At 69.1% G+C, this 20,307-nt stretch carries 16 protein-coding genes; 7 read left to right on the forward strand and 9 right to left on the reverse strand.

Features of this window, described 5'->3' with window-relative positions:
• The 7 genes from LLH23_07885 to cas3 form a co-directional block, all read right to left on the reverse strand.
• Positions 1–207: hypothetical protein (locus LLH23_07885; protein ID MCE5238399.1), on the reverse strand; the 207-nt coding region annotated here is incomplete at its 3' end.
• Positions 208–461: 254 nt separating this feature from the next.
• Positions 462–1,106, reverse strand: coding sequence for a type I-E CRISPR-associated protein Cas6/Cse3/CasE (cas6e, locus tag LLH23_07890; GenBank protein MCE5238400.1), 645 nt, complete (start codon positions 1,104–1,106; stop codon positions 462–464).
• The gene (cas5e, locus tag LLH23_07895) at positions 1,027–1,782 is read right to left on the reverse strand and encodes a type I-E CRISPR-associated protein Cas5/CasD (GenBank protein MCE5238401.1); all 756 of its coding nucleotides are present in this window, start codon (positions 1,780–1,782) and stop codon (positions 1,027–1,029) included. Before cas5e ends, cas6e begins: the two co-directional genes overlap by 80 nt.
• A 2-nt stretch (positions 1,783–1,784) precedes the next feature.
• Positions 1,785–2,933, reverse strand: coding sequence for a type I-E CRISPR-associated protein Cas7/Cse4/CasC (gene cas7e, locus LLH23_07900; GenBank protein ID MCE5238402.1), 1,149 nt, complete (start codon positions 2,931–2,933; stop codon positions 1,785–1,787).
• Positions 2,878–3,510: a type I-E CRISPR-associated protein Cse2/CasB gene (gene casB / locus LLH23_07905; GenBank protein MCE5238403.1), complete on the reverse strand. Its 633-nt coding sequence runs from the start codon at positions 3,508–3,510 to the stop codon at positions 2,878–2,880. The genes cas7e and casB overlap by 56 nt, the downstream gene beginning before the upstream one ends.
• Complete coding sequence (gene casA, locus LLH23_07910; GenBank protein MCE5238404.1) at positions 3,507–5,027, reverse strand: type I-E CRISPR-associated protein Cse1/CasA; 1,521 nt, start codon at positions 5,025–5,027, stop codon at positions 3,507–3,509. Before casA ends, casB begins: the two co-directional genes overlap by 4 nt.
• Before the next feature lie 12 nt (positions 5,028–5,039).
• Complete coding sequence (gene cas3 / locus LLH23_07915; GenBank protein ID MCE5238405.1) at positions 5,040–7,619, reverse strand: CRISPR-associated helicase Cas3'; 2,580 nt, start codon at positions 7,617–7,619, stop codon at positions 5,040–5,042.
• Between the two features lie 229 nt (positions 7,620–7,848).
• On the opposite strand from cas3, the gene LLH23_07920 reads away from it, so the two are divergent.
• The 5 genes from LLH23_07920 to LLH23_07940 all read left to right on the forward strand — a co-directional run bounded on the left by LLH23_07920 (position 7,849) and on the right by LLH23_07940 (position 14,887).
• Complete coding sequence (locus tag LLH23_07920; protein MCE5238406.1) at positions 7,849–8,466, forward strand: cyclodeaminase/cyclohydrolase family protein; 618 nt, start codon at positions 7,849–7,851, stop codon at positions 8,464–8,466.
• A gap of 52 nt (positions 8,467–8,518) precedes the next feature.
• Positions 8,519–9,397 carry a bifunctional 5,10-methylenetetrahydrofolate dehydrogenase/5,10-methenyltetrahydrofolate cyclohydrolase gene (locus tag LLH23_07925; protein MCE5238407.1) on the forward strand — a complete coding sequence of 293 codons (879 nt, stop codon included), beginning with the start codon at positions 8,519–8,521 and terminating at the stop codon, positions 9,395–9,397.
• Positions 9,398–10,492: 1,095 nt separating this feature from the next.
• Entirely contained in the window at positions 10,493–11,770 is a 1,278-nt protein-coding gene (locus LLH23_07930; GenBank protein MCE5238408.1) for an FAD-dependent oxidoreductase, read from the forward strand.
• A gap of 77 nt (positions 11,771–11,847) precedes the next feature.
• On the forward strand, positions 11,848–13,680 hold the full coding sequence (locus LLH23_07935) for a hypothetical protein (GenBank protein MCE5238409.1): 1,833 nt from the start codon (positions 11,848–11,850) through the stop codon (positions 13,678–13,680).
• 142 nt (positions 13,681–13,822) lie between these two features.
• Positions 13,823–14,887, forward strand: a complete 1,065-nt coding sequence (locus tag LLH23_07940) for a Gfo/Idh/MocA family oxidoreductase (protein ID MCE5238410.1) — start codon at positions 13,823–13,825, stop codon at positions 14,885–14,887.
• Positions 14,888–14,890: 3 nt separating this feature from the next.
• On the opposite strand, the gene LLH23_07945 is transcribed toward LLH23_07940, so the two are convergent.
• On the reverse strand, positions 14,891–15,337 hold the full coding sequence (locus LLH23_07945; GenBank protein MCE5238411.1) for a PIN domain-containing protein: 447 nt from the start codon (positions 15,335–15,337) through the stop codon (positions 14,891–14,893).
• Positions 15,334–15,573, reverse strand: coding sequence for a hypothetical protein (locus LLH23_07950; protein MCE5238412.1), 240 nt, complete (start codon positions 15,571–15,573; stop codon positions 15,334–15,336). Before LLH23_07950 ends, LLH23_07945 begins: the two co-directional genes overlap by 4 nt.
• A 195-nt stretch (positions 15,574–15,768) precedes the next feature.
• Here LLH23_07950 and LLH23_07955 point away from each other — a divergent pair, with 195 nt between their 5' ends.
• Both LLH23_07955 and LLH23_07960 read left to right on the forward strand, forming a co-directional pair.
• A complete protein-coding gene (locus tag LLH23_07955; protein MCE5238413.1) occupies positions 15,769–18,162 on the forward strand; it encodes a DUF4962 domain-containing protein in 2,394 nt (797 codons plus the stop codon).
• 1 nt (position 18,163) lies between these two features.
• Entirely contained in the window at positions 18,164–20,185 is a 2,022-nt protein-coding gene (locus tag LLH23_07960; protein MCE5238414.1) for a hypothetical protein, read from the forward strand.
• The last annotated feature ends 122 nt before the right edge of the window (positions 20,186–20,307 follow it).

The following is a 20,307-nucleotide window of genomic DNA, read 5'->3' on the forward strand; positions in this document are numbered from 1 at the left end:
CGCGCCGGGTGGCGTGATCGTTACGGCCCCCGTCGTGACATCCACGTGGAAATGGGCTGAGTACGGCGAAGCCTCGGCTGTGGGCTCCGGCTGAGTATCGCCGCCGCCGCGCCCCCCACCTCCCCCGCAGCCGGCAAACCATGCCAGGGACAGCAAGCCAAGGACCACAATGACCATCCAGCTACCGCGCCGCAAAGACCCGTACATCGTGTCCCACCTCCGTGTCGTCTGCGACCCTGGCCGCCAGCAGGTAACCACACCGCCCCTGGCTACCACGGCCTCCCAGGCACCAGTGTTGACAGTGTTCGCGAGCCCAGGCCTGTAGTCCTGCACAGAACTACCATTGGTACATGGCCCCGCCAGGGGGAACACGGCAAGGGCGCGATCATCGAAGGTCGCGTTTTCTTGGGTTCACCCCCCTGGCGGGACCCAACCTCACGCTCGGGCGGGATCGGGGGACATCACGATGGCTTGCCCACGGAGGCAAGCGACAGCAGTCCAAAGCCGAAGGCCTTGCAGCTCCCCAGGCCCCGGGCCACAGCCTCACTGAGGAGCGATGGATCGGTGACAGTCAGGAGGCCGTCAAAGAGCACCGCATGGCATGTCAGGGGACGGCGGCGGCGCCCGGCCGGCGCCATGCGCACGAAGCCCTCGCTGGCCGACTGTGTCTGCAGGACGATGAACCCGCTCCGGTCTCCCTGGCGCTGCAGCCAGTCAAGCTGCTCCCTCTCGTGCAGCCAGGCCAGGCGGCGCCGGCCACGCTTGAACGTCGGGTTCGCCCGCAGTCGGAAGCGTAGCAGTTGGGCATGAGCGAACCGGGGGCGCCACACCTTCACCGCCACGTCGGGGGCGCCACCGTCCGCGCTCCCGAGATAGTCGCCCGGCAGGCACGACCAGTCCGGCTCCTGCCACGATTGGACCAGCACGACAGCATCGGTCGCGGCGACCTCCAGACGGAACAGCGCGCCGGCGGTGCGACGGCTGGCGTCGAAGGCCTGCAGCACCGTGCGGTGCATCTGGTACGGGTCAAGCAGGTCCTGTCTGGCCGCTGCCGACTGCAGGTTCAGATCCAGCCGCGACAGGTACAGCAGCCCGGGTAGGCACATGGTGAGGCACCCAACTGGTGCGGACATACCGCACGCGGAAGGCCCGCCGCTGCGGGTGGAAGCTGATCGGGACGTCATAGCGCGGCTCTCCCCCACCGTCGGGCGCTTCGAGCACCAGACGCACCTGCCCAGGGGCGCTGGAGGCGCCGTATGACCTGCTGCCGATCGCGGGGGCTGCTCGCAGGACCTCCTCCAGCGCGCCTGGGGCGACTCCCGCCGCCGGCGGTACGGAGGGCACGTAGCTCCGACGCCCCAGGCATAGCGGCCAGCACGGGTCGCGTAGCGCCCCGTCGAGGCGAGCCAGGAACGCAACCTCGTCGCCATGCAGCCCGACCAGGAAGTCGGCATCGGCCAGATAGTCCCGGCACGACAGGAGCGTACCGCCGCTGCCACCTTGCGCCCGGGCGACGCCATACGGGCCGCCACCGACGGTGCCGCCACCGATGGTCTGGAAGTCCACGCCCGGAACACCCTCGTGGTTCACACGCACCCCCATCGGCAGGGCGGCCAGGCGCGCCACCAACGCGTCATCGTCACGGGAGGCGCCCAGGGCTGCGCACAGCAGGCCGATGACGCCGCTCTTGGAGGGCTCGCGCGCCGTGTCGCGGTGGCTGAAGCGGCTGACCAACCCCCAGGACTGCATGGGCCCGACGAGACGGATGAGCAGGACTGCCACGGTCACTCCTCCGCGAGCCCACTGGCCGCCAGAGCCACATCCACGGCATCGCGCACATGCCGCACGCGCTGGCCGTTGAGGTGTTGCACCGGGCATTCCTCAAGCCAACACGCCGGTCGGGCGGCGATCCCGTCCTCCCCGTACATGTCGGCCAGCTTGCCCCAGTAGGTGTCGGCCGCGATGACGCTCTTGGCCACCAAACCCAGACGGTCGCTGGCCGACACGAACACGGGGTGCTCAAAGGCGTTCGCAAGCGACCAGCCGGCGCCATGGCTGCGCGCCACGATCATCACGAAGCTGGGGGGGTTGGCGGCCGCCATCCCGTTCTGGCGGCCGGAAGGAACGGCCGCGATGGCGGCGTGGAGGAAGCCGGCGAGCGTGTCGGCAGCCAGCTCCGCGTCTCCCGCCAGGTTCGTGAGCAACTGCTCGATGGATACCGCGGCATAGCGGTAGAAGCAGGCGCTGTTGAACTCGATGGTGCCGATCATCTCCGCTCCAGGTCCCTCGCGAGGCTTGAGGTCGTCCACAGCGCTGAAGAAGTCCATCTCGACGACCGCCCGATGGGTGGAGATGGCATGGGCCACCTGGCACGCGGCCTGCACGTTGAGGTGGGCGTTCTCGGCGATCATGCGCCCGAACAGGGCAATGTCCGGGGCCATGGTCCCCGGCTCGAAGCGCGCCGTGAGCTGCCGGGCAAGCTGCTGCAGAGGGTCGCGGCGCCTGGTCCCCGCAGTGCCGCTGCCCGGGCCCCCGCCGGACGCGAGCGCGTCCCAGTTGTCATCCACTAGTTGCGTGAGGCGCTGCACCTCATCGTCCCCTACGTACATGAGCGCCCGCGTGCGGTCACTGGGCCCCAGTTGCCCGACCAACTCCTGCAAAACAGCGGGCACGAGCCGTCGCGCCTCTTCGGGGGGACGCCCCCGGCGCTCGAGAGCGGCGCAGACCAGCTCGACGAGGCGCTTGGTGCGCACGCTGCGGACACCGGCAATGCCCAGGAAGTCCGGATGCCAGCGAATGGCACGCTTGAGGCACTGGCTGGAGATGCGGGCACGCCGTACGCCCCCGAAGAGACAGTCCTTGGGAGAGTTGGTGTCGTCACGGTTCAGACACGAGGGTGCAAAGCTCTGCAGCAAGTGCAGTTCCATCAACATCGCGCATCTCCCCGCCGTTGCTGCCGTCGGCCGCTGCAGCCTGCGCACGGCCCTGTTGGGGCACCGCGTCGTGCGCTTCAGGTTGACAGCCTTCGGCGGCCCAGAAGCTCCGCGCCCACCTGGCCTGCACCCGCCGCAGCGGATCATCCCAACATCGGAGGTCAGCCAGCAGTTGCGCCCAGTTCAGCGGCACATCGGCGGCTCGCGCCAGATAGACGAGGTGGCGCAGGTGCTCTCCCACGTCCTCGGCGTCCGCTTCGAGCAGAGCCACGAAGCGTCGTTCGAGACTCGGGGTCAGACGGCGACGCAGGGCAATCTGAGCCATGGTGAGTCCCAGGTTGCCCTCTGGTGCGCCGGCCGGGTGGGCCGCAAACAGCGCAGCTACCAGATGGTGCCGGGCCAGCTCGGCCTGGCTCACATTAGCCGTCCAGCGGGCCAGCCAGCGCACACTTCGCGGGTTGGTCCCCGGCCGCTTGCCCAGCTCAGCCGCCAAGTCGGCCAACGCCCCGCGCGGGCCGCTGCTGGCGAGGCGCTGGAGGTAAGCAATGAACCGGAGGTCGCGCGCAGACGGCCTCAAAGCGCCCCGCCCCCAAGGGGGTCGAGAAGCTCGTGCTGCAGCGTGCGCGCCAGGCGGTCCTGCAACTGGGCCCGGCGCCGCCATGCGCCCCGGCTATGAGCTGAGCGCTCCGCGCTGACCGACCACAGTTGGAGAGCCTGTCGGCAGCAGCACGCCGCCCACCAGCGCAGCGCCTCCCCTCGCTGGTCCACGGATCCGGAGAGGCGTCCGGGAAGGGCGTCTATGGCGTCGTGCAGGCCGTTCCAGAAGCCGCAGTCGGCCTGTCCTCCCCACTGGGACGGTCGCCCCACGGCCAGGTCCTCCGGCTGGGCCAGTCGCCACAGGTGCTCGCCCAGAATGGCGTGCGTGCGCTCGGCCGCGCGTAACGCGAGGTCCAGGTCGGCCAGCATGTCCTGATCGCGCAGACAGGCGGCCGGCAGACTGCAGCGTTCGCGCCGCCACAGATCCACCCGGGCCTTCTCGCCGGCCAGGCCCATTACGGCCACCTGCGTGCGCGCTCCCATGGGCAGGGCCCCGCGGGCTATCCGCCGGGCCAGTACCTCCAGGACAAGGGGCCTACGCCAGCGGGCCGTCGAGGGCTTCGTGGCCCGGACGAGGTAGCGCCACCAGTTCTCACCGCGGCGCAACCGCAGCGCGTGCCACACTCCGCCTGGCCGTTCATCGGCGAAGTAGCCCAGCATCGGGTCGCACGCCAGGCGGCGGACGCTGAACTGGCGGCCGGGCATGACGATGGCCTCGGCTACGCGCCCGTCACGCCGGGGACGGAGGCAGATGGAACGGGGCTGCCAGGTCAGGAGGTCGAGATAGCCCCCCGGCGGCTCCTGGGCGTCGGGTGGGGCGTCACGTTCCCACGCCGGCATGTCGTCGGTCGTGGCCGGAACCGGTTGGTGCTCGTGCGGGTCGTATGGCACCAGGTTGAGCAGCAGCGTCTGCAGGAGGTTCTCTCCGCAGGCCAGGAACACAGCGGCGTGCGCCAGGGGGCCAGCCACTACTCCCCGCAGACAGTGGCCGTCGCCACAGGAGCCGCTGACGCAGAACAGGTGGTGGCTAAAGAGCCAGCGCGCGGCCTGCGCCGGGCTCACCGGCGCCGGGACGTCGTCGCGGTGGTGATCCCACACGGTTGCCTGGTGGCCAGTGGACCGCTCCGGGGCCAGGCGGGCCACCGGGCTGGCCAGTCGCCCGGGCAGGCCAGACACCTGGGCGCAGGGACGCCGGGGGTCGAACAGGTCGAAACGGTCTGCCACCCGGTCGAGGTACGCCCGCAGGGGCGCCTCGTCCAGTCGCCGGGCACGCCACAGACGCTCCCACGCTGCCTCGTCGGCCGGACCGTAGGCGCGATGCAGCACCGCCAGCAGGAGGCGATGTAGCGCCACCGTGACCAGCGGCGACTCGTCGGTGATCTCCCGGATATCAGTCGCCCGCGCGAGGGCCTCCGCCAACCCCATCTCCACCTGCTCCCCGGAGAGCAGCAGCACCGGAATCCACGGCTCGCAAAGCAAGTTGAAGCAACTACCCATCGCAGCCTACCACTACGCGGTCACAAGTCCCAGCTCCGCATCCAGTCGGACCCGCATATCCCCCAGGCGGGCCGTCAGGTCGCTATCGAGAAGCAGCGGCGTCAGGCGCTGCAGGGCCGGCAGGTGCCGCCAGCTCTCAGGTCGGGCGCGCAGGAGAGCGCCGTGCAGCGCCTCGTGGCCGCGGATGGTGATGGCGTGGCGCAGCAGCGAGGCCACGGCCCCCTCTGCCGGCGCCTCACCGTTGGGGCCCTCCAGGGGCACGCACAGCGACGTCCCGGCGATGCGGCACTCACCGTCGCACTGCTGCAAGCACACCACCTGCAAGGCGGGCAGATCATCCCAGCGCGTGGCAAGAGCGCCCGCTGTCCCCACGGCCAGGCCACCGGCCGCAGGGGAGCCATCGGCACGCCAGAGCGAGGCGTACACCTGCGCCTGCAGGCGCGCCTGGAGTCTGTGAGCAGCCGCGTCCAGCCGGGCAGCCAGGGGCCCCGCCAACTCGGCTTCATCCGGCGGCGCGTAGCAGGCTTCCACCAGCGGTTGGGTATCTGCCGGCAGCATCAGTCCGCTACGGCCCTGGAGCAACTGCCACGTGCGGAGCAGGACGTACTCATCGTACACGGCCGCACTGGCGCCGAAGTCCGGCAGACCGTCGCCGTCCAGCGGCGGTGCCAGGAACCAGGCCTGCGGCCCCTGCAAAGCAGGGGGACGCGGGCGCTCATGCCGTTGTAGCCGCCCCAGGCGCTGGAGCAGCGCATCTACCGGGGCCAGTTCCGTCACGAGCAGGTCAAAGTCAAGGTCCAGGCTCTGCTCTACCACCTGCGTGGCCACGACGATGGCCTTCCCAGGCCGCTCGGCCCCCTTGCCGAAGCACCGGAGAAGGTGGCGTTCACGCTCCTCGCGCAGCGTCTGCGGATAGCGGCCATGCACCAGGCTCAGAGCCACGTCGGTCCCGTGCATCGCGCACCGCAGGCGGCAGTACATCGCCTGGGCGCCGCCAACCGTGTTGCAGACCACCGCGGCGCACCCGCCGCCGTCGAGCTGCGACAGCAGTTCGCAGGGCAGGTTGTCCTGGCCCGCCAGATGCCGGAGGTGCACCCGCCGCTGGCTGGTCGAAGGCAGGGGCGCGACTTCCTCGTAGGTGCCGGTCGCCAGGGTGACGCGGGGATAGGCGATCTGCGTGGGCGCTGCCATCCCGCCGTACGCCTGCAGCAGCTCGGCCCGTTGCGCCTCGGGCAGAGTCGCCGAGAGCATGATGACCGAGCAGTTCAGCGCTGCCAGCCATTGCAGCAGTCGCCCCAGCAACCCCGAGGTGTAGGCATCGTAGGCGTGGACTTCGTCGAGGATGACGATCTTGTTCGCCAGCCCCAGCAACCGCACCCACGCCTGCTGGTCGGACAGCACCGCCAGCAGCGCCTGGTCCACGGTGCCCACGCCCGTGCGCTCGAGCAGGCGGGCAGCGGGGCTGCCGAGCGTGCCGGCGTGACAGAGCGGGCTGTCGGGCAGCCCAGGATAGGCGCACAGCCGCTCGTGCATCGCGGCCGAGGTGGCCTGAGTGGGCAACGCCAGGTAGACGCCGGCCTGGTGCCCATGGCGGAGCCACTGGTGGGCCAGGTGCAGCGCCGCTTCGGTCTTGCCGCTCCCCGTCGGGGCCTCGATCAGCACCAGCGACGGTGCCTTCACCGGACCAGCCAGGGACGCCACGCGACGCTGCAGCGCGTTGGGGGGGAATCCGAAGAGTTCCTCGAAGTCAGCGACAGGAGGCGGCACCTTCCCCCAGTCCGCGCTCCGGGCCGCCTCTACAGCCCGTTGCCGCGCCAACTCCGTGTACGTGGTCTCATCTGTGCGCGGGGGCTGAGGCGCGTGCTCAGACGTCTGCGAAGCCAACCAATCGGCCACTCGAACCAATCCCCCCAGTAGCGAAAGTAGGGCGCGCGACGGGTGCGCCAGCCCGTCGGGCATGGGCTGGCCGGACACCCCGGACAGCCCGAGCAGAGCCCCGAACAGCTCGAGGCGAGCCGCCTCCCACGCTGCGTTGCCCAGGTGCCGCTCGGCGGCCATTGCGGTGCGTGGCGGCCCGGGCACCCCGTGATGGGCGGCGATGACCGTGGCCAGGTCCAGTGCCACGGTACCTTCGAGCTGGTCAGGGACCTGGGCGCGCAGCATCCCGTGCAGGATCATCAGGCCCAGGGCGTCATGCGCACGGGCCGCCCCGCGCGGGAGCACCCAACCCCGTTCGCGCAGGCGCTGCCGCTGCGCCGCCTCCTGTCCCTGGAACCCGGGCGTGGCTTTCCCCAGATCGTGCAGACCGGCCAGAAAGGCGAGCCAGCGGCGCACCGCGTCGGGTTCAGCCTGCGCCAGCGAGCAGTAGAGGTCGCGGGTGGCGGGGGGGAGAACGTGTTTCCACAACGCTTCTGCGGTGACCGCCGCGTCTATGAGGTGGTAGGCCAGGGGATGGTACCCGGTGGGAGCATGCGGCCGCAGCTTCCCCCAGAGGTCAAGTACGCGACCCGACTGTCCCCGGGAACCGTCTGCTGTGTGGTTGGGTGAGCCTGGTGAAGCCGCTACCGACTTGTCTGGCCGGGTCAATGCCATGCGCCCCCAGAGTTCCCGCCTCAGCGCTCCCCCCCTGCCCCGCGAGTGGGCCAATAGATAGACCGCGGCGTTCACCTGCACATAAGGGGAAGCTCAAGAGTACCGCAGTGCACGATAATGATGCAGATCGTCCATCAAGATACGGACAAGGAGTTGCCCCGGGGGAAGCGAACTGTGCCCTCGCCTTGCGCGAGGCCACGGTGCGGCGCCATCGCCGCGGAGGACTGACATGTTGACGTCACAGACCGTGCGAGAGTACGCCGCCCGACTGGCGGCCGGCGAGCCGACCCCGGGCGGCGGTAGCGCGGCCGCCCTGGTGGGGGCCCTCGCCGTGGCCCTCGGAGAGATGGCCGCGAACTTCACCCGCGGGAAGGACACCTGGGAGCGCGTCGAGGCCCCCCTGGCGCGTCTGGAGCAGCTCCGCGAGACCTTGCTCGACCTCACTGACGCCGACCCCGAGGCCTATGCCCCGGTCGCAGCCGCCTATGCCATGCCCCGCGCCACGGAAGAGGAGAAGGCCGCGCGCCGGGAGGCCATTCAGGCGGCGCTCAAGCAGGCCGCGCACGTGCCGCTGCAGGTCGTGGGCCGCGTGGCCGACGCCATCGCCGAGCTGCCCGCTCTGGCCGAGCACGCCAACAGGAACTTGCTCAGCGACGTGGGAGTGGCCGCGGCCTTCGCTCTGGCGGCCCTCAAGACAGGATGGCTCAACGTGGAGGTCAACCTCGCCAGCATCAAGGACGAGGAGTATGTCGAGGACATCCGCGGCGCGTGGCAGGAACGCCTGTGCGAGGCGGAGAAGACTGCCGCAGTTGTGTGGGAGCAGGTCTCAGAGGCCATCTCCGGGTGAACAGGCCGCCGTCTGTCGCCCCTCGCCAAACCCTATCGCTTGGAGGCTCGTGATGTCCGCCACATTGCTTGAGGGGGCGCCCATCGCCGACCGCATCAAGGAGGACGTGAAGGCGGCCATCGCCGCCCTGGGCCAGACGCCCAAGCTGGCCGCAATCCTGGCCACCGACAACAAGGGCGCCGAGTTCTACGCCAAGAGCCAGGGCAAGGCCTGCGAGGAAGTCGGCATAGACTTCGACCTGCAGACCCTTGCCCCCGACGCCAGCCAGGGCGAGATTGAGGCGAAGATCGCCGACCTGAACGCCGACCCGTCGGTGACCGGCATCATCCTGCTCATGCCCGTGCCCCCCGGTGTGGACGGCAGGGCCCTGCAGCGCTGCATTGACCCGCAGAAGGACGTGGACGGCGTCCACCCGGTGAACCTCGGCGGGGTCGTGCAGGGCAGCCACGTGCTGGCCCCGTGCACGGCGCAGGCGGTCTATGCCCTCGTCGAGGCCTCCGGCGTGCCGCTGTTCTGCGACCCGATGGAGTCCATGGGCAAGGGGGCCGAGGTCGTGATGGTCGGTCATTCCGAGATCGTCGGCAAGCCCAGCGCGCTGCTGCTGCTGGACAAGTTCTGCACGGTCACGGTCTGCCACATCGGCACGAAGGACCTCAAGGCCCACACGACGGCAGCGGACGTGTTGATCGTCGCGGTCGGCAAGGCGGGCCTCATCAGGGGCGAGCATATCAAGCCCGGCGGCATCGTCATTGACGTGGGCATCAACCGCGTGAAGACCGAGGACGGCAAGAGCAAGATCGTGGGCGACGTGGTGTTCGACGAGGCGGCCGAGATCGCCAGCCAGATCACCCCGGTCCCCGGCGGGGTGGGTACGGTGACGACGGCGATGCTGCTCAAGAACATCATGGACGCAGCGAAGCTGCAGGCGTAGAGCCACTTGAGTCCGGAGGGAAAGCAGTGGAACTCGTGGTCGTCCTAGTCGCCATCTTCCTGGGGGCGGGGCTTCGTACGCACCTCGCATGGTGGCTTGCGGTCCCAGCGGTGCTCTTTGCCGGGGCCGAAGTCGCAGTGGTTGCCATGGACGTTCGGAACTGCCTAGACATCCGGAGGTCCGTGTTGCGCCTGCTGGAGCAGGTACTGGTGTGCAGCGACTACCGAGGCCATGCGGCTGAGATCGAGACTGCCCTCAAACGGTGCCAGGACCCGCTGGAGGCCTACACCTTGTGGGCGGTGGCGATCTTCCCAGCGTACATCGTGTCCGCGCGCTTGTTCGCTTGGTACTCGTTGTCTGCGCCCTGGTACCTCATTGTTGCCGCCGCGATGGTAGGCAACGGCATTCTGACTTTCCTTCTCGTGCGACTGGTGTGCCTGCCTATCGCGAGACTCAGGACTCGCTTCCCCAGTGTCATGCTGAGCGTTCGCGATGCCCACACCTGGGATGGCTGCAAGTGCACGACTTGTCAGGCCACTCGAAATGAGGAGCATGCTTGGCAAGGCTGTGTCTGCGAGCTGTGCGGCGAGACGCGTGATGAGGAGCACGACTGGGCCGGCTGTGGCTGCCGACGGTGTGACAAGGTGGCGCCAACGGGACACCAACTCGTCCAATGCAGGTGCACAGCCTGCGGACACACGATCCACACATGGCAAGACGGCATTTGTCGCGTGTGTGGGGTTGATCGTCCGAAGCCACCTCAGGTTGCCGCTGGCGAGGAGGCGCCCCCACGCGTATCGGCCTCAGCCGGTCTTGTGCGGTGCGCCAAATGTGGCAACAATGTCAGTATTGAGAAGGAAGCCTTCACGTGTACGCGGTGTGGCCGCTGTACCTGCTGGGCCTGTGTCGCGAATGCGCATGTCGAACGGTATGGCTTCGGAGCGGGCAGGGAGGCTGTCATGTTCTGCATCCGAGCATCGGGGGGGCGAGGGCAGGCACCGTGCCCGATGTGCGGCAAAGAGGCTGCACGCAAGGGCCCGTAGCGGAAGCCGTCGTCCCGAGGGGTTCGATGCACCGGGGCGAAGCATGGGGGCCATGAACGACCAACCCGATCGGACACTGACCATCGACCTCCTCGTCGCCGGCGGGGGCACCGCTGGTTGCGCTGCGGCCATTGCGGCGGCGCGGCGCGGGCACTCTGTGCTGCTGGTGGAAGAGGCCAACGCCCTCGGCGGGACCTCCACCACCGGCGGGGTCGCCGAGTGGTTCGCCTCGCTTGGCGGCCTCGGCGACATCTTCGACTGCGTGCAGGCCGAACTGGAGCGCTACGGGTCCCGCTACAGCCGCCACTTCAGCCCTGAACACCTCAAGATCATCTGGCAACTACTCGCCGAAGAGGCCGGCGTGCGGCTGCTACTGCATACCAGCCTCGTCTCGGCCACGACCGAAAGCGACCGCGTCACGAGTGCAGGGCTCGTCAGTTGCAGCCGGGCGCTGACGGCGCAGGCGCGCGTCTTCATTGACTGCACCGGCGAGGGTGACCTGGCGGCGCTGGCCGGGGCGGAGTTCGACCAGGGCGACCCGGCGACCGGCCGCACGCTGCACATGACGCTGACCTTCACCCTCCACGACACCGGGCGGCCCGTCACACCGTACCTGCCGCCCGGCCTCTCCCCCATTGACAGCGAAGCCGACCTGCCCGGCCTGTTGGCCCTCGCGCCGCTGGGCGATGGTCGCGTCTACTGCAACATGACCAAGGTCATGGGGCACGATCCGACCGACCCGCTGAGCCTGACGGACGCCGAGTGTGAGGCGCGGCGACAGGTCGCCCGCCTGCTGCACTCCCTGCAGCGCACGCGCTACCCCAATCATTCGTTGTGCGCGACCGGGGCGCGCATCGGCATCCGCGAGGGGCGGCGCATCCGGGGTGAGTACACACTCACCGAGGACGACGTCCTGGGCCCCCAGCCGCGCGACTTCCCCGATGGCGTGGCCGTCGCCACCTCCCAGATTGACTTCCATAGCCTCACGCGGCCGGGCAACGCGGGCTGGCGGCAGCGCGTGGAGCCCTACGCGATCCCGCTGCGTTGCCTGACGGTGCGCGGGTTCGGTAACCTGCTGGTGGCCGGCAAGTGCGTCAGCGCTGACCAGGTCGTCCAGAGCAGCCTGCGCATGACGCCGACGTGCTGCGCGATGGGCCAGGCCGCCGGCACCGCCGCCGCCCTGGCGCTGGAGGCGGGCCATGCGGACGTGCGCGCGGTGGACATGGCGGCCCTGCGGGGCGTCCTGCAGGCGGACGGCATGGAACTGGACCCGCGGCGCCACGAGGCCTTCGCGCCCTCTCCCCTCGAGACGCGCGAGCAGAGCATCTGAGATGTGACCATGCCTGTCAGCGCCTGTGCCGCTGCCATCGGGCCCTACACTTCCTCAGTAGCTCCGGAGGAGGCCCCATGACACAATCTGCCCTGCTACTCATCCTCTGCCTCCTGGTCGTCTGTGCCTCCGCACAGGCTCAGCCGCCGCCGGGCTTCAAGCTCCACGGCTCCTTCACGGGCATCGGCGGCGGCCTGAACACGGTGGTCGGCCCCGGCCCGGACGGCAAGACAGAGTGGGTCTACAGCTCCCACGTCTACAGCGATAGGTTCGACATAGTGGCGGTCGAGCCCGCCACCGGTCGGACCGAGGTGTTCACCTGCCCGCTCGCCGGCGAGTGCGGCGCATGGGCCCTGGTCCTCGGGCCGGACAGGCAGATCTATGCCGGGAGCCTCCCCCGCGCGCGGGTCTGGCGGCTGGACTGGCCTTCGCACAGCCTCATGGACATGGGCCAGCCCAGCCCGGCCGAGCAGTACATCTGGCAGCTTGCCGTAGGCGCCGACAAGAAGCTCTATGGCTGCACGTACCCACAGGCCAAGCTGGTGCGCGTCGACCCGGCCACGGGCAAGGGTGAGGACCTCGGGCGCATGAACGAGACCGAGATGTACGCTCGTGAGATCGCGGCCGATGACAAGGGGTTCGTCTACATCGGCATCGGCTCCTCACAGCGCGACGTGGTGGCCTATGAGATCGCCACCGGCACGCACCGCAGCATCCTCCCGCCCGATCTGGCCAAGCCAGGTTGGGCCGGCGTCTACCGGGGAGCCAATGGCGGCATCTACGCCGCCGTGGGCAAGTGGCTGCGTCTGGATGGCTTCAACCCGCCGGTGGAGGTGCCCGAGGCTGAGGTCTCCAGGCCGGCGCCGCCGACGCTGGCGGACGGAACGATCGTGTACTACCACGGCGCAACCATCGGTCTCCGAGACCCGGCGACAGGGCAGATCGCCGAGCGGGCGACCAGCTACAAGGGGAAGCCGCAGGCCATCTTTCGCCTCGGCCTTGGCCCGGACGGCCGTCTCTATGGCAGCACAGCCATGCCCATTCACTTCTTCTGGGCTGACCCCGACAGCGACAAGTGGGAGGAGATCGCCGAAGCCGGCGGCGGGGAGTTCTACTCCTTCCTGGCCTGGAAGGACCGGCTCATCGGCTGCGCGTACAGCGCCCCGTCGCCGATCATGATCTACGACCCGAAGCAGCCCTGGAAGCCTGCCGCCAAGCGGGAGGGCAACCCCTGGCAGATCCACTATGAGGGCGAGAACGCCGGCTGGCGGCCAATGGCACTGGTCAACGGTCCCAACGACCGGGTCTACATCGGCGCCGTCTCCGGCTACGGGGCGCTCGGCGGGCCGCTGTGCGTCCTCGACCCGGCCACCGGCAAAGTGGGCCAGACGATGCACCTGGTCCAGGACCAGAGCGTCATCTGTCTGGCGGTGTTGCCGGACGGGCTGATCGTCGGGGGCACGACCGTCGGCGGGGGCGGCGGCAGCCACGCCACCCAGACGGAGGCGAAGGTCTTCCTGTACGATCCGCAGAAGCGCGAGAAGCTGTTCGAGACTGTGGCCGTGCCGGGCAAGAGCGCCATCGAGGCTCTCGGGGTCGGCAAGAATGGCCTCGTCTACGGCTTCGCAGGCGGCGACACCATGTTCATCTTTGACCCGAAGCAGCGCAAGGTCACCGCGACAGCGCCCAACCAGCTGGGCGGCGTGACCTACAACAGCGTCTTCCCCGGCCCGGATGGCGTGCTGTACGGCCTCTACCATGCCGGCATCTTCCGGGTAGACGAGGCGACGAACCAGATCAAGCAGGTGGCGGAGTACCCGGCGGGCATCAGCGCCGGTGTGGCCCTGCGCGGCCGCGACATCTTCTTCGCCAGTGGCCCGCGGATCGTGAGCTATACACTGCCGCAGTAGCGCGTGGGCGCGCAACCATAGCCGCGTGGGCGCGCGTGTCCTCACGCGCGCGGGGCGGGCTGGAAGCCCGCACTACACTGTACTGCGCGCACCCTTGGCCGCGTGAGGACACGCGGCCCCACGCGACACAGAGGAGACCAACATGGCATACCGCATCGGCATCATCGGCTGTGGCGGACAGGGCAAGGCCCACGCTCGGGAATGGACGCAGCTGGACAACTGCGAGGTCGTGGCGGTGGCGGACCCGCTGCCCGAGCCCATCGCCGCCATGCAGGAGCAGTTCCCAAACGCGAAGGCCTATGCCTCGCATGGCGAGATGCTGGAGGCTGAGCCGCTGGACATCGTCTCGGTCGCTACGTGGCCGAACGTGCATGCCGAGCCGACGATCATGGCCGCAGAGCGCGGCGTACACGTCCTGTGCGAGAAGCCCATGGGACTGGACCTGCAGGAATGCGATGCGATGATCGAGGCCTGCGAGCGCAGCGGCGTCGCGCTGGTCATCAGCCACAACCGGCGCAACGACCCGCGCTACTTCAAGCTCCAGCAACTGCTCGCCGACGGCGCCATCGGCAAGCTCTGCCGCGTCCATGCCGCCGACAAGGGCTACGAGGTGGGCTACGGCCTGATGAACATCGGCACCCACATCTTCGACGGGCTGCGGATGGTTCTGGGCGATGTGGCGAAGGTCTTCGCCCACCTCACCGTGGACGGGCGCGACCTGACGCCCGAGGATATCACCACCGAGGGCCCGCGCGGGACGGGCTGGGTCGCGGGCAAGGAGGGCACGGTCATCCTGCACTTCCAGTCCGGCGACGAGGCGATCGTCGAGTGGGACCCGAACGTCAATCGCTTCAGCGCCGAGTACATCGGCACCGAGGGCCGTCTGCGCTTCCTGCCGACGAAGCACGACCTGTACCACTTCCCCCATGCCACGATGACCGATGAGAACCAGGGCGACTGGCGCCAAGTGGAGTTGACGCCCGAGGAGAACCCGTACGGCTATCCGGGCACCTCGACGCGAGGGCACATGATGCGGGGGATGCTGGCGTGGATCGAGGGCGGGCCGCGCTACGACACCAGCGACGGCCTGCAGGGCCGGGCGGCCCTTGAGATCATCTCGGCGGTGTACTGGTCGGTGATGAGGGGCGGCTGGCAGGAGCTGCCGCTGCAGGACAAGCGGCACCCGCTGAAGGTGTGGAGAGGGTAGGGCTCACGGCTCGAGGTCGTCGAGGAGCAGCACGGCGATGCCGTCGAGGCGCTTGAGCGTTAGGTCGTTCGTGATGATCGCGTCACAACCGGCAGACATTGCAGCGGCGACCTGGAGGGCATCGGCGAGCTTGAGGCCGTGTCGGGCCCTCAACTGGGCCGCCTGCAGCCCCTCCGCTCTGCCGAGGCTCTGGAACCGAGTAGCGGCACCCCCGACGATCAGGCGTAGGTAGCCTTCCGCCAGATCCGGCAGGCCGAGACGCATTGGATGCACCAGGCACTCCGCCAGCGTGACCGGCGAGGTCACCAGTGCGATACCCAAGGCCTCCCGCGTGGCCATGAACTGAGCCATCCGCTCGCCGTAGATGGGGTTGCCTTCGAGGTAGTAGATGAGTGGAGCCGTATCCAGAAACACGGACTGGAACGGCTTGAGTGCTTCGCTAACTCTCATCTGACGACCCGGACCTCATCGGACTCCCGGCGCGTACGAGTGACCCACTCCTGGGCGTCTTCACTGCAGAGGGGGTACGGCGCGCTACCCGCGTAGTCCTCCCACCGCGGGCGCGCGGCGCCGTTGTCCTTGGCCTGTTCCAGCTTCGCCGTCAGTACCCCAACCAGCAGCCGCTGCTCCTCCGGCGAGAGCTTCGTCGCCTCGTCCAGCACGCGGGCGTAGGATGATGCGCTCATCGTTGGTGCTCCTACCGACTTCTATGCGTACCTGAGTATACCACATCGGCCCCGGGGATGTGCAGTGGCGTGCATGTCTGCGGCAGAGATGCGCGGCGTCGTCCGAGAGCACCGTGGAAGTGCCAAGAGAGGGATTCGCCGTGCCCGAGGGCGAATAGGCGCCAACAGCCCAACCGGAGGGGATGGGAGACGACCATGCAACAACTCCTCATGGCCGCACTGCTGTATACCGGCACCTTCTCCGGCGTCGGTCTCGACAACCTCATGGACCGGCCGATCATCGCGCCGGACATGGTCGTCGCAGCCGAGGGACGCCAGATGGCGCAGTACGCCACCGGCCTGACCCTCGAGGAGCGCGACGGCAAGACGGTGGGGCTGCCGCAGAAGGACTTCAGTCTCAAGCTGCAGGCCGACCTCGCGACCGGCGACTACCTCCTCTCGTTCCTCTCCTCGGCGCCCAATCGCGGCTCGGACTCGCTGTGGGTGTCGGTGGACGGCGCGCGGCTGGCGACGCCGCTGGTGCTGTCGGTCGGGAACGTTGCGCGCAACTCGCTCGGCATCCCGATCCGGCAGGCCGGGAAGCATGAGATCGAGGTGACGCTGCGCGAAGAGCCCGGCGCGGTGCTGTGCGATGTGCAGTTCGGGCGGCTGCAGATCAAGCCGGCACAGCCGGCCTTGCGCCCCGAACTGGCGGGCCAGCACCCGCGCCTGCTGTTCACGGCCGAGGACCTTTCCCGGCTGCGCGCGCGCCTCGATGACCCGCGCGTGCAGCGCTACTACCAGTTGCCCGACGTGCTCACCCGCAAGCCTCCTGTCTACAAGGACAAGGCACGCAACGGTGGCTCTTTCCGCACGCTGGGCAACTACGCCCTCGGCTACCTGCTCAAGCCCGATCCGGCGCAACTGCAGGGCGTGAGTGCCTGGCTCGACGAGGCCACACGCTACGGCTCGGTGGGCGTGGACCTGGACGCCGAGTACTTCCTCGAAGGGTTGGCGTTCAGCTACGACTGGCTCTACAACGATCTCCCGCCCGACCTGCGTGACCGTGTGCGGCAGACCATCGCCGACAAGTGCCGCGAGATCTACACCGCCTCGCTGGGCGGGCAGCAGGGGGGAGGCTACCAGTACCAGCAGAACCACTACTGGTTCGCGCACCTGGCCCTGGCCGAGGGCGCGGCCGCCGTCTATGGCGAGGTGCCCGAGGCCGCCGACTGGCTGGCCTGGGCGTGGGATCGCTTCGAGCGCATCGCCGTCACCTTCGGCCCGGACGGCGGCTTCCACGAGGGCCTTAGCTACTGGGACTTCTCGATGCCCACGCTGTACCTGTACCTGGACCTGTACGAGTGGTGCACGGGCCTGAAGATGACCGCGGCGGACCAGGGACTCCGGGGACAGTTCGAGTTCCGCTTCCGCCACCTGTATCCCGGCTTCGCCCTCAGCGCCGCGCTCGAAGACAGCAGCCCCACCACGGGCACGCCCTGGACGGCACTGGGCCTGTGGCAGGCCAAGCGGTTCCACGACTCGGCGACGATGGGGCTGGTTCAGGCCCTGGGCAAGGAGCCACTGTCGGCCAAGCAGAACCTGCTCTGGCTGGATGAGACGGTGGAGCCCAGGGACCCGCTCCCGAGCCTGGCCCTGGCACGGCACTACGCCGATGTCGAGGATGTCTTCGCGCGTACTTCGTGGGGCCCCGAGGCCACCGCGCTCGCGTTCGTCAGTCGGCCGCTGGGCGGCCACATGTACGCGGAGTTGTGCCAGCGCTATGGCCTCAGCGGCACCGGCCACAACCACCCCGAACAGAACCACTTCGTGCTCTTCGGCCGAGGCGAGGTACTCGCTGCCGATCCGGGCTATACCTACGACAAGCAGACGCGCGATCACAACACCGTGCTGGTGGGCGGCAAGGGCCAGTACGGCGATGGTGAGATGTGGCCCCGGCCCAACCCCGGCCGGGCGCACATCACCGGCTTCGCGACCGAGGGTGATATCACCGTCGCCGCCGGGGACGCGGCCTCGGCCTACCCGCCGGAGCTGGGCCTGACCCGCTTCGACCGCATCATCGTCCTGGCGGGCCGCGACCTCGTGGTGGTCTACGACCGCCTCGCCGCCAAAGAGCCGCAGGCCTTCTCCTGGCTGCTCCACCACTTTGGGCAGGTCACCCAGGCGGGCGCGGCCTGGACCATCGTCCGCAACCAGGCGCAGTTGACCGTGCTGCCGCTCACGCCGGCCAATCTCGTCGGCGAGGCCAGCACCTACCGCCCGCAGTTCATCCACCCGACGCGCAACCTCACCCCCAAAGAGCCTGACATCAACCTGCTGGAACTGCGCACCGAGCCGCTGCGCAAGGCCACGTTCCTCGTGCCGCTGCTGATTGGCGGCCAGGGCTCTACCCCGCCGCCGGTGCAGAACCTGTCTGACGCCACCCGCGCGGCTCTGCGAGTGGGCGATACCGTCCTGTGCTTCAACCAGAACGCTGGCGAAATGGTGGTGCCCACCCCCTGGGGCGAGCAACTGAAGACGAAGGCCCGGGCGGTCGTCGCCCGGTTGCAGGATGGCAAGCACCAGGTTGTGGGCATGGAGGCCAAGTAGATTGCGCACCCACGAACGCTGGATCTGGACCGAACTCATCGGCTTCGATGTCACGCAACCGGACCACGGCGTGCAGCAGTACCTCGACGACGCGGGCTTCGTGCCCGATGTCATCTGCCTGCTGCTGGCCTCGCCGGACTTCGTGCTGTCCCACCAGGATCGCGACGACGAGTTCGACCTGCCCCCGGACGCGTGCTCGCGCGACGGGCATGAGCTGGGGCGGCACCGCCAGCGCCAGGTGTGGACCAACCACCAACTGCAGGCGCTGATCGCCAGCCTGCAGGCCCGTGGCGTGAAGGTCTTCCTCACGGTCTTCACGCGCTGGTATGGCGACCAGCACCACCCCGAGTGGCTGGGCGAGCACCCCGAGCTGTTCATGGTGTTCAGGTCGCTCGGTGTCGCCCACGCGCTCAACGCCCTGGCGCGGCTGAGCGACGGGACCTTCTTCGAGGACATCTGGGCCCGCAAGCTCGTGCAGACGCTCGCGTATTACGGCTTCGACGGCTGGCAGGGAGCGGACGGTTGGGGGCCGCTCAACGGGCCGATCTTCGAGGTGGACTTCTCTGACGACATGATCGCGCAGTTCGGCGAGGCGACGGGACTCTCGCTGCCCGAAGTCGTCACGCAGCCCTGCGGGCACGACCCGGAGAAGCTCACACCGCGCGCCGACTGGATCTGGCGGAATGCCCGCCAGGAGTGGATCAGCTTCTGGGCTGACCGCTGGGCGGGCTTCTGGACCAAGGTGATGGACGCGCTGCACGCCGCGGGCAAGCAGGCGGTCATCAACTCGGCCTGGGGGCGCGCGCCCTTCGAGGCGCTCTACCGCTACGGCGTGGACTACCGCAAGATCGCCGCCACGGGCGTGGATGGGATGATCGTCGAGAGCGCGGCCGCCGGCTTGAGCCTCGACCCGCGGCCCTCCGCCGCCGACGCTGTCCGCCACTTCGACTTCCTCTCCATGCTCATGCTCATCCGGGCCTACGTCCCGGACCTGCGCCTCATCTACCTGCACAACGTCCACGACATCGTCGAGGAATGGGACGCCCTGCGGCACGTCCCGGCGGTGCTGGAGAAGGAGATCTGGTCGCTGGCGAATGTGTGGCACACCCAGGCGCCGGGTGCTGCGTCGCGTGCGGCGGGCCCCGGCGCCGGAGTGGCGGGGCCCGCCGCACACGACGCGGCACCCGCCACCTGCGGCGCTCTCCGTCCCGCCGCCGATGGCTTCCTGGTCTGCCTGGGCGACGGCCTGCTGGCGGAGGAGTGGAGCTGGCTGCGGCGACGGTGGGAGTTCGCCTTCGGTGAGCCGCCGGCGCGCGTCGTGGGGGCGACGCTCGTGTGGTCCGATGAACTGATGCAGCGTGAGGTCACTGACTTCACGCAGACGCGGCGCCCGCTGGGGCATCGCCTGCTCTTTGAGCTGATGAACCTGGGAGCTCCGGTGGGCGCCACGGTGCGCCTCGAGGACCTGGCCGCCGCGACCGGTCCACTGCTGCTCCTCAACGCCCACCTGCTGTCCGAGGGCGAATGGCGGGCGCTCGAGGCGTACGATGGCCCGGTGCTGGCCATCGGGGGCCAGCCCAGCCCGCACGAGGGCGAGCGTCGCGAAGTGCGCCCGGGCTTTGTCGTTCGGACCTTCCCCGCCCCGCCGCTACCGCCCGACATCGCCGGGCTGATCGACTCCCGCGGCTACTGGGACCACATGAGGCAGCGGATGCCTGCCCCGACGTTCCTGCAGAGCTGCGCGCGCGAGCTGTGGGAGATGGCCATGCCCGGCGTGAGCTTCCCCGTGGACCAGGTCTGCCTGGCGCTCGCGGAGCTTCCCGACGGCCGCCTCCGCGTGGCGGTCAAGAGCAAGCAGTGGCTGTACTGCAAGCCGGAGATTGACCTGGGCCGCGCTATCGAGCGGATTGACGTTGTCAGCGAGTTCCCCCTCGTCCGCATCCGCCCCGACGGCAGCAAGTTCGCCGTCCGCATCCCCCCACGCGGGTTCGTGGTGGCGGATATCACTCTGCGCCAGCAGTAGAGCGCCTGGTCCTGGCGGTGGGTGGCGAGCGCAGCTGAGCGGGAGAGGATGGAGGGCAGGGATGGGTTGGGGGGGCTGCAGCCGGTTGGCGCGGGCTGTGGGAGCGGTCAACGACCGCGACC

The organism is bacterium, assembly GCA_021372615.1.
Lineage (GTDB): Bacteria > Armatimonadota > Zipacnadia > Zipacnadales > UBA11051 > JAJFUB01.

Excerpts from the sequence above, each read along its gene's own strand:
- LLH23_07955 (MCE5238413.1), top strand. The coding sequence starts at position 15,769 with ATGCAACAACTCCTCATGGCCGCACTGCTGTATACCGGCACCTTCTCC.
- LLH23_07945 (MCE5238411.1), bottom strand. The coding sequence starts at position 15,337 with ATGAGAGTTAGCGAAGCACTCAAGCCGTTCCAGTCCGTGTTTCTGGAT.
- cas6e (MCE5238400.1), bottom strand. The coding sequence starts at position 1,106 with ATGTGCCTACCCGGGCTGCTGTACCTGTCGCGGCTGGATCTGAACCTG.
- LLH23_07930 (MCE5238408.1), top strand. The coding sequence starts at position 10,493 with ATGAACGACCAACCCGATCGGACACTGACCATCGACCTCCTCGTCGCC.
- LLH23_07920 (MCE5238406.1), top strand. The coding sequence starts at position 7,849 with ATGTTGACGTCACAGACCGTGCGAGAGTACGCCGCCCGACTGGCGGCC.
- LLH23_07940 (MCE5238410.1), top strand. The coding sequence starts at position 13,823 with ATGGCATACCGCATCGGCATCATCGGCTGTGGCGGACAGGGCAAGGCC.
- cas7e (MCE5238402.1), bottom strand. The coding sequence starts at position 2,933 with ATGTTGATGGAACTGCACTTGCTGCAGAGCTTTGCACCCTCGTGTCTG.
- casA (MCE5238404.1), bottom strand. The coding sequence starts at position 5,027 with ATGGGTAGTTGCTTCAACTTGCTTTGCGAGCCGTGGATTCCGGTGCTG.
- cas3 (MCE5238405.1), bottom strand. The coding sequence starts at position 7,619 with ATGGCATTGACCCGGCCAGACAAGTCGGTAGCGGCTTCACCAGGCTCA.
- LLH23_07925 (MCE5238407.1), top strand. The coding sequence starts at position 8,519 with ATGTCCGCCACATTGCTTGAGGGGGCGCCCATCGCCGACCGCATCAAG.
- LLH23_07950 (MCE5238412.1), bottom strand. The coding sequence starts at position 15,573 with ATGAGCGCATCATCCTACGCCCGCGTGCTGGACGAGGCGACGAAGCTC.
- LLH23_07935 (MCE5238409.1), top strand. The coding sequence starts at position 11,848 with ATGACACAATCTGCCCTGCTACTCATCCTCTGCCTCCTGGTCGTCTGT.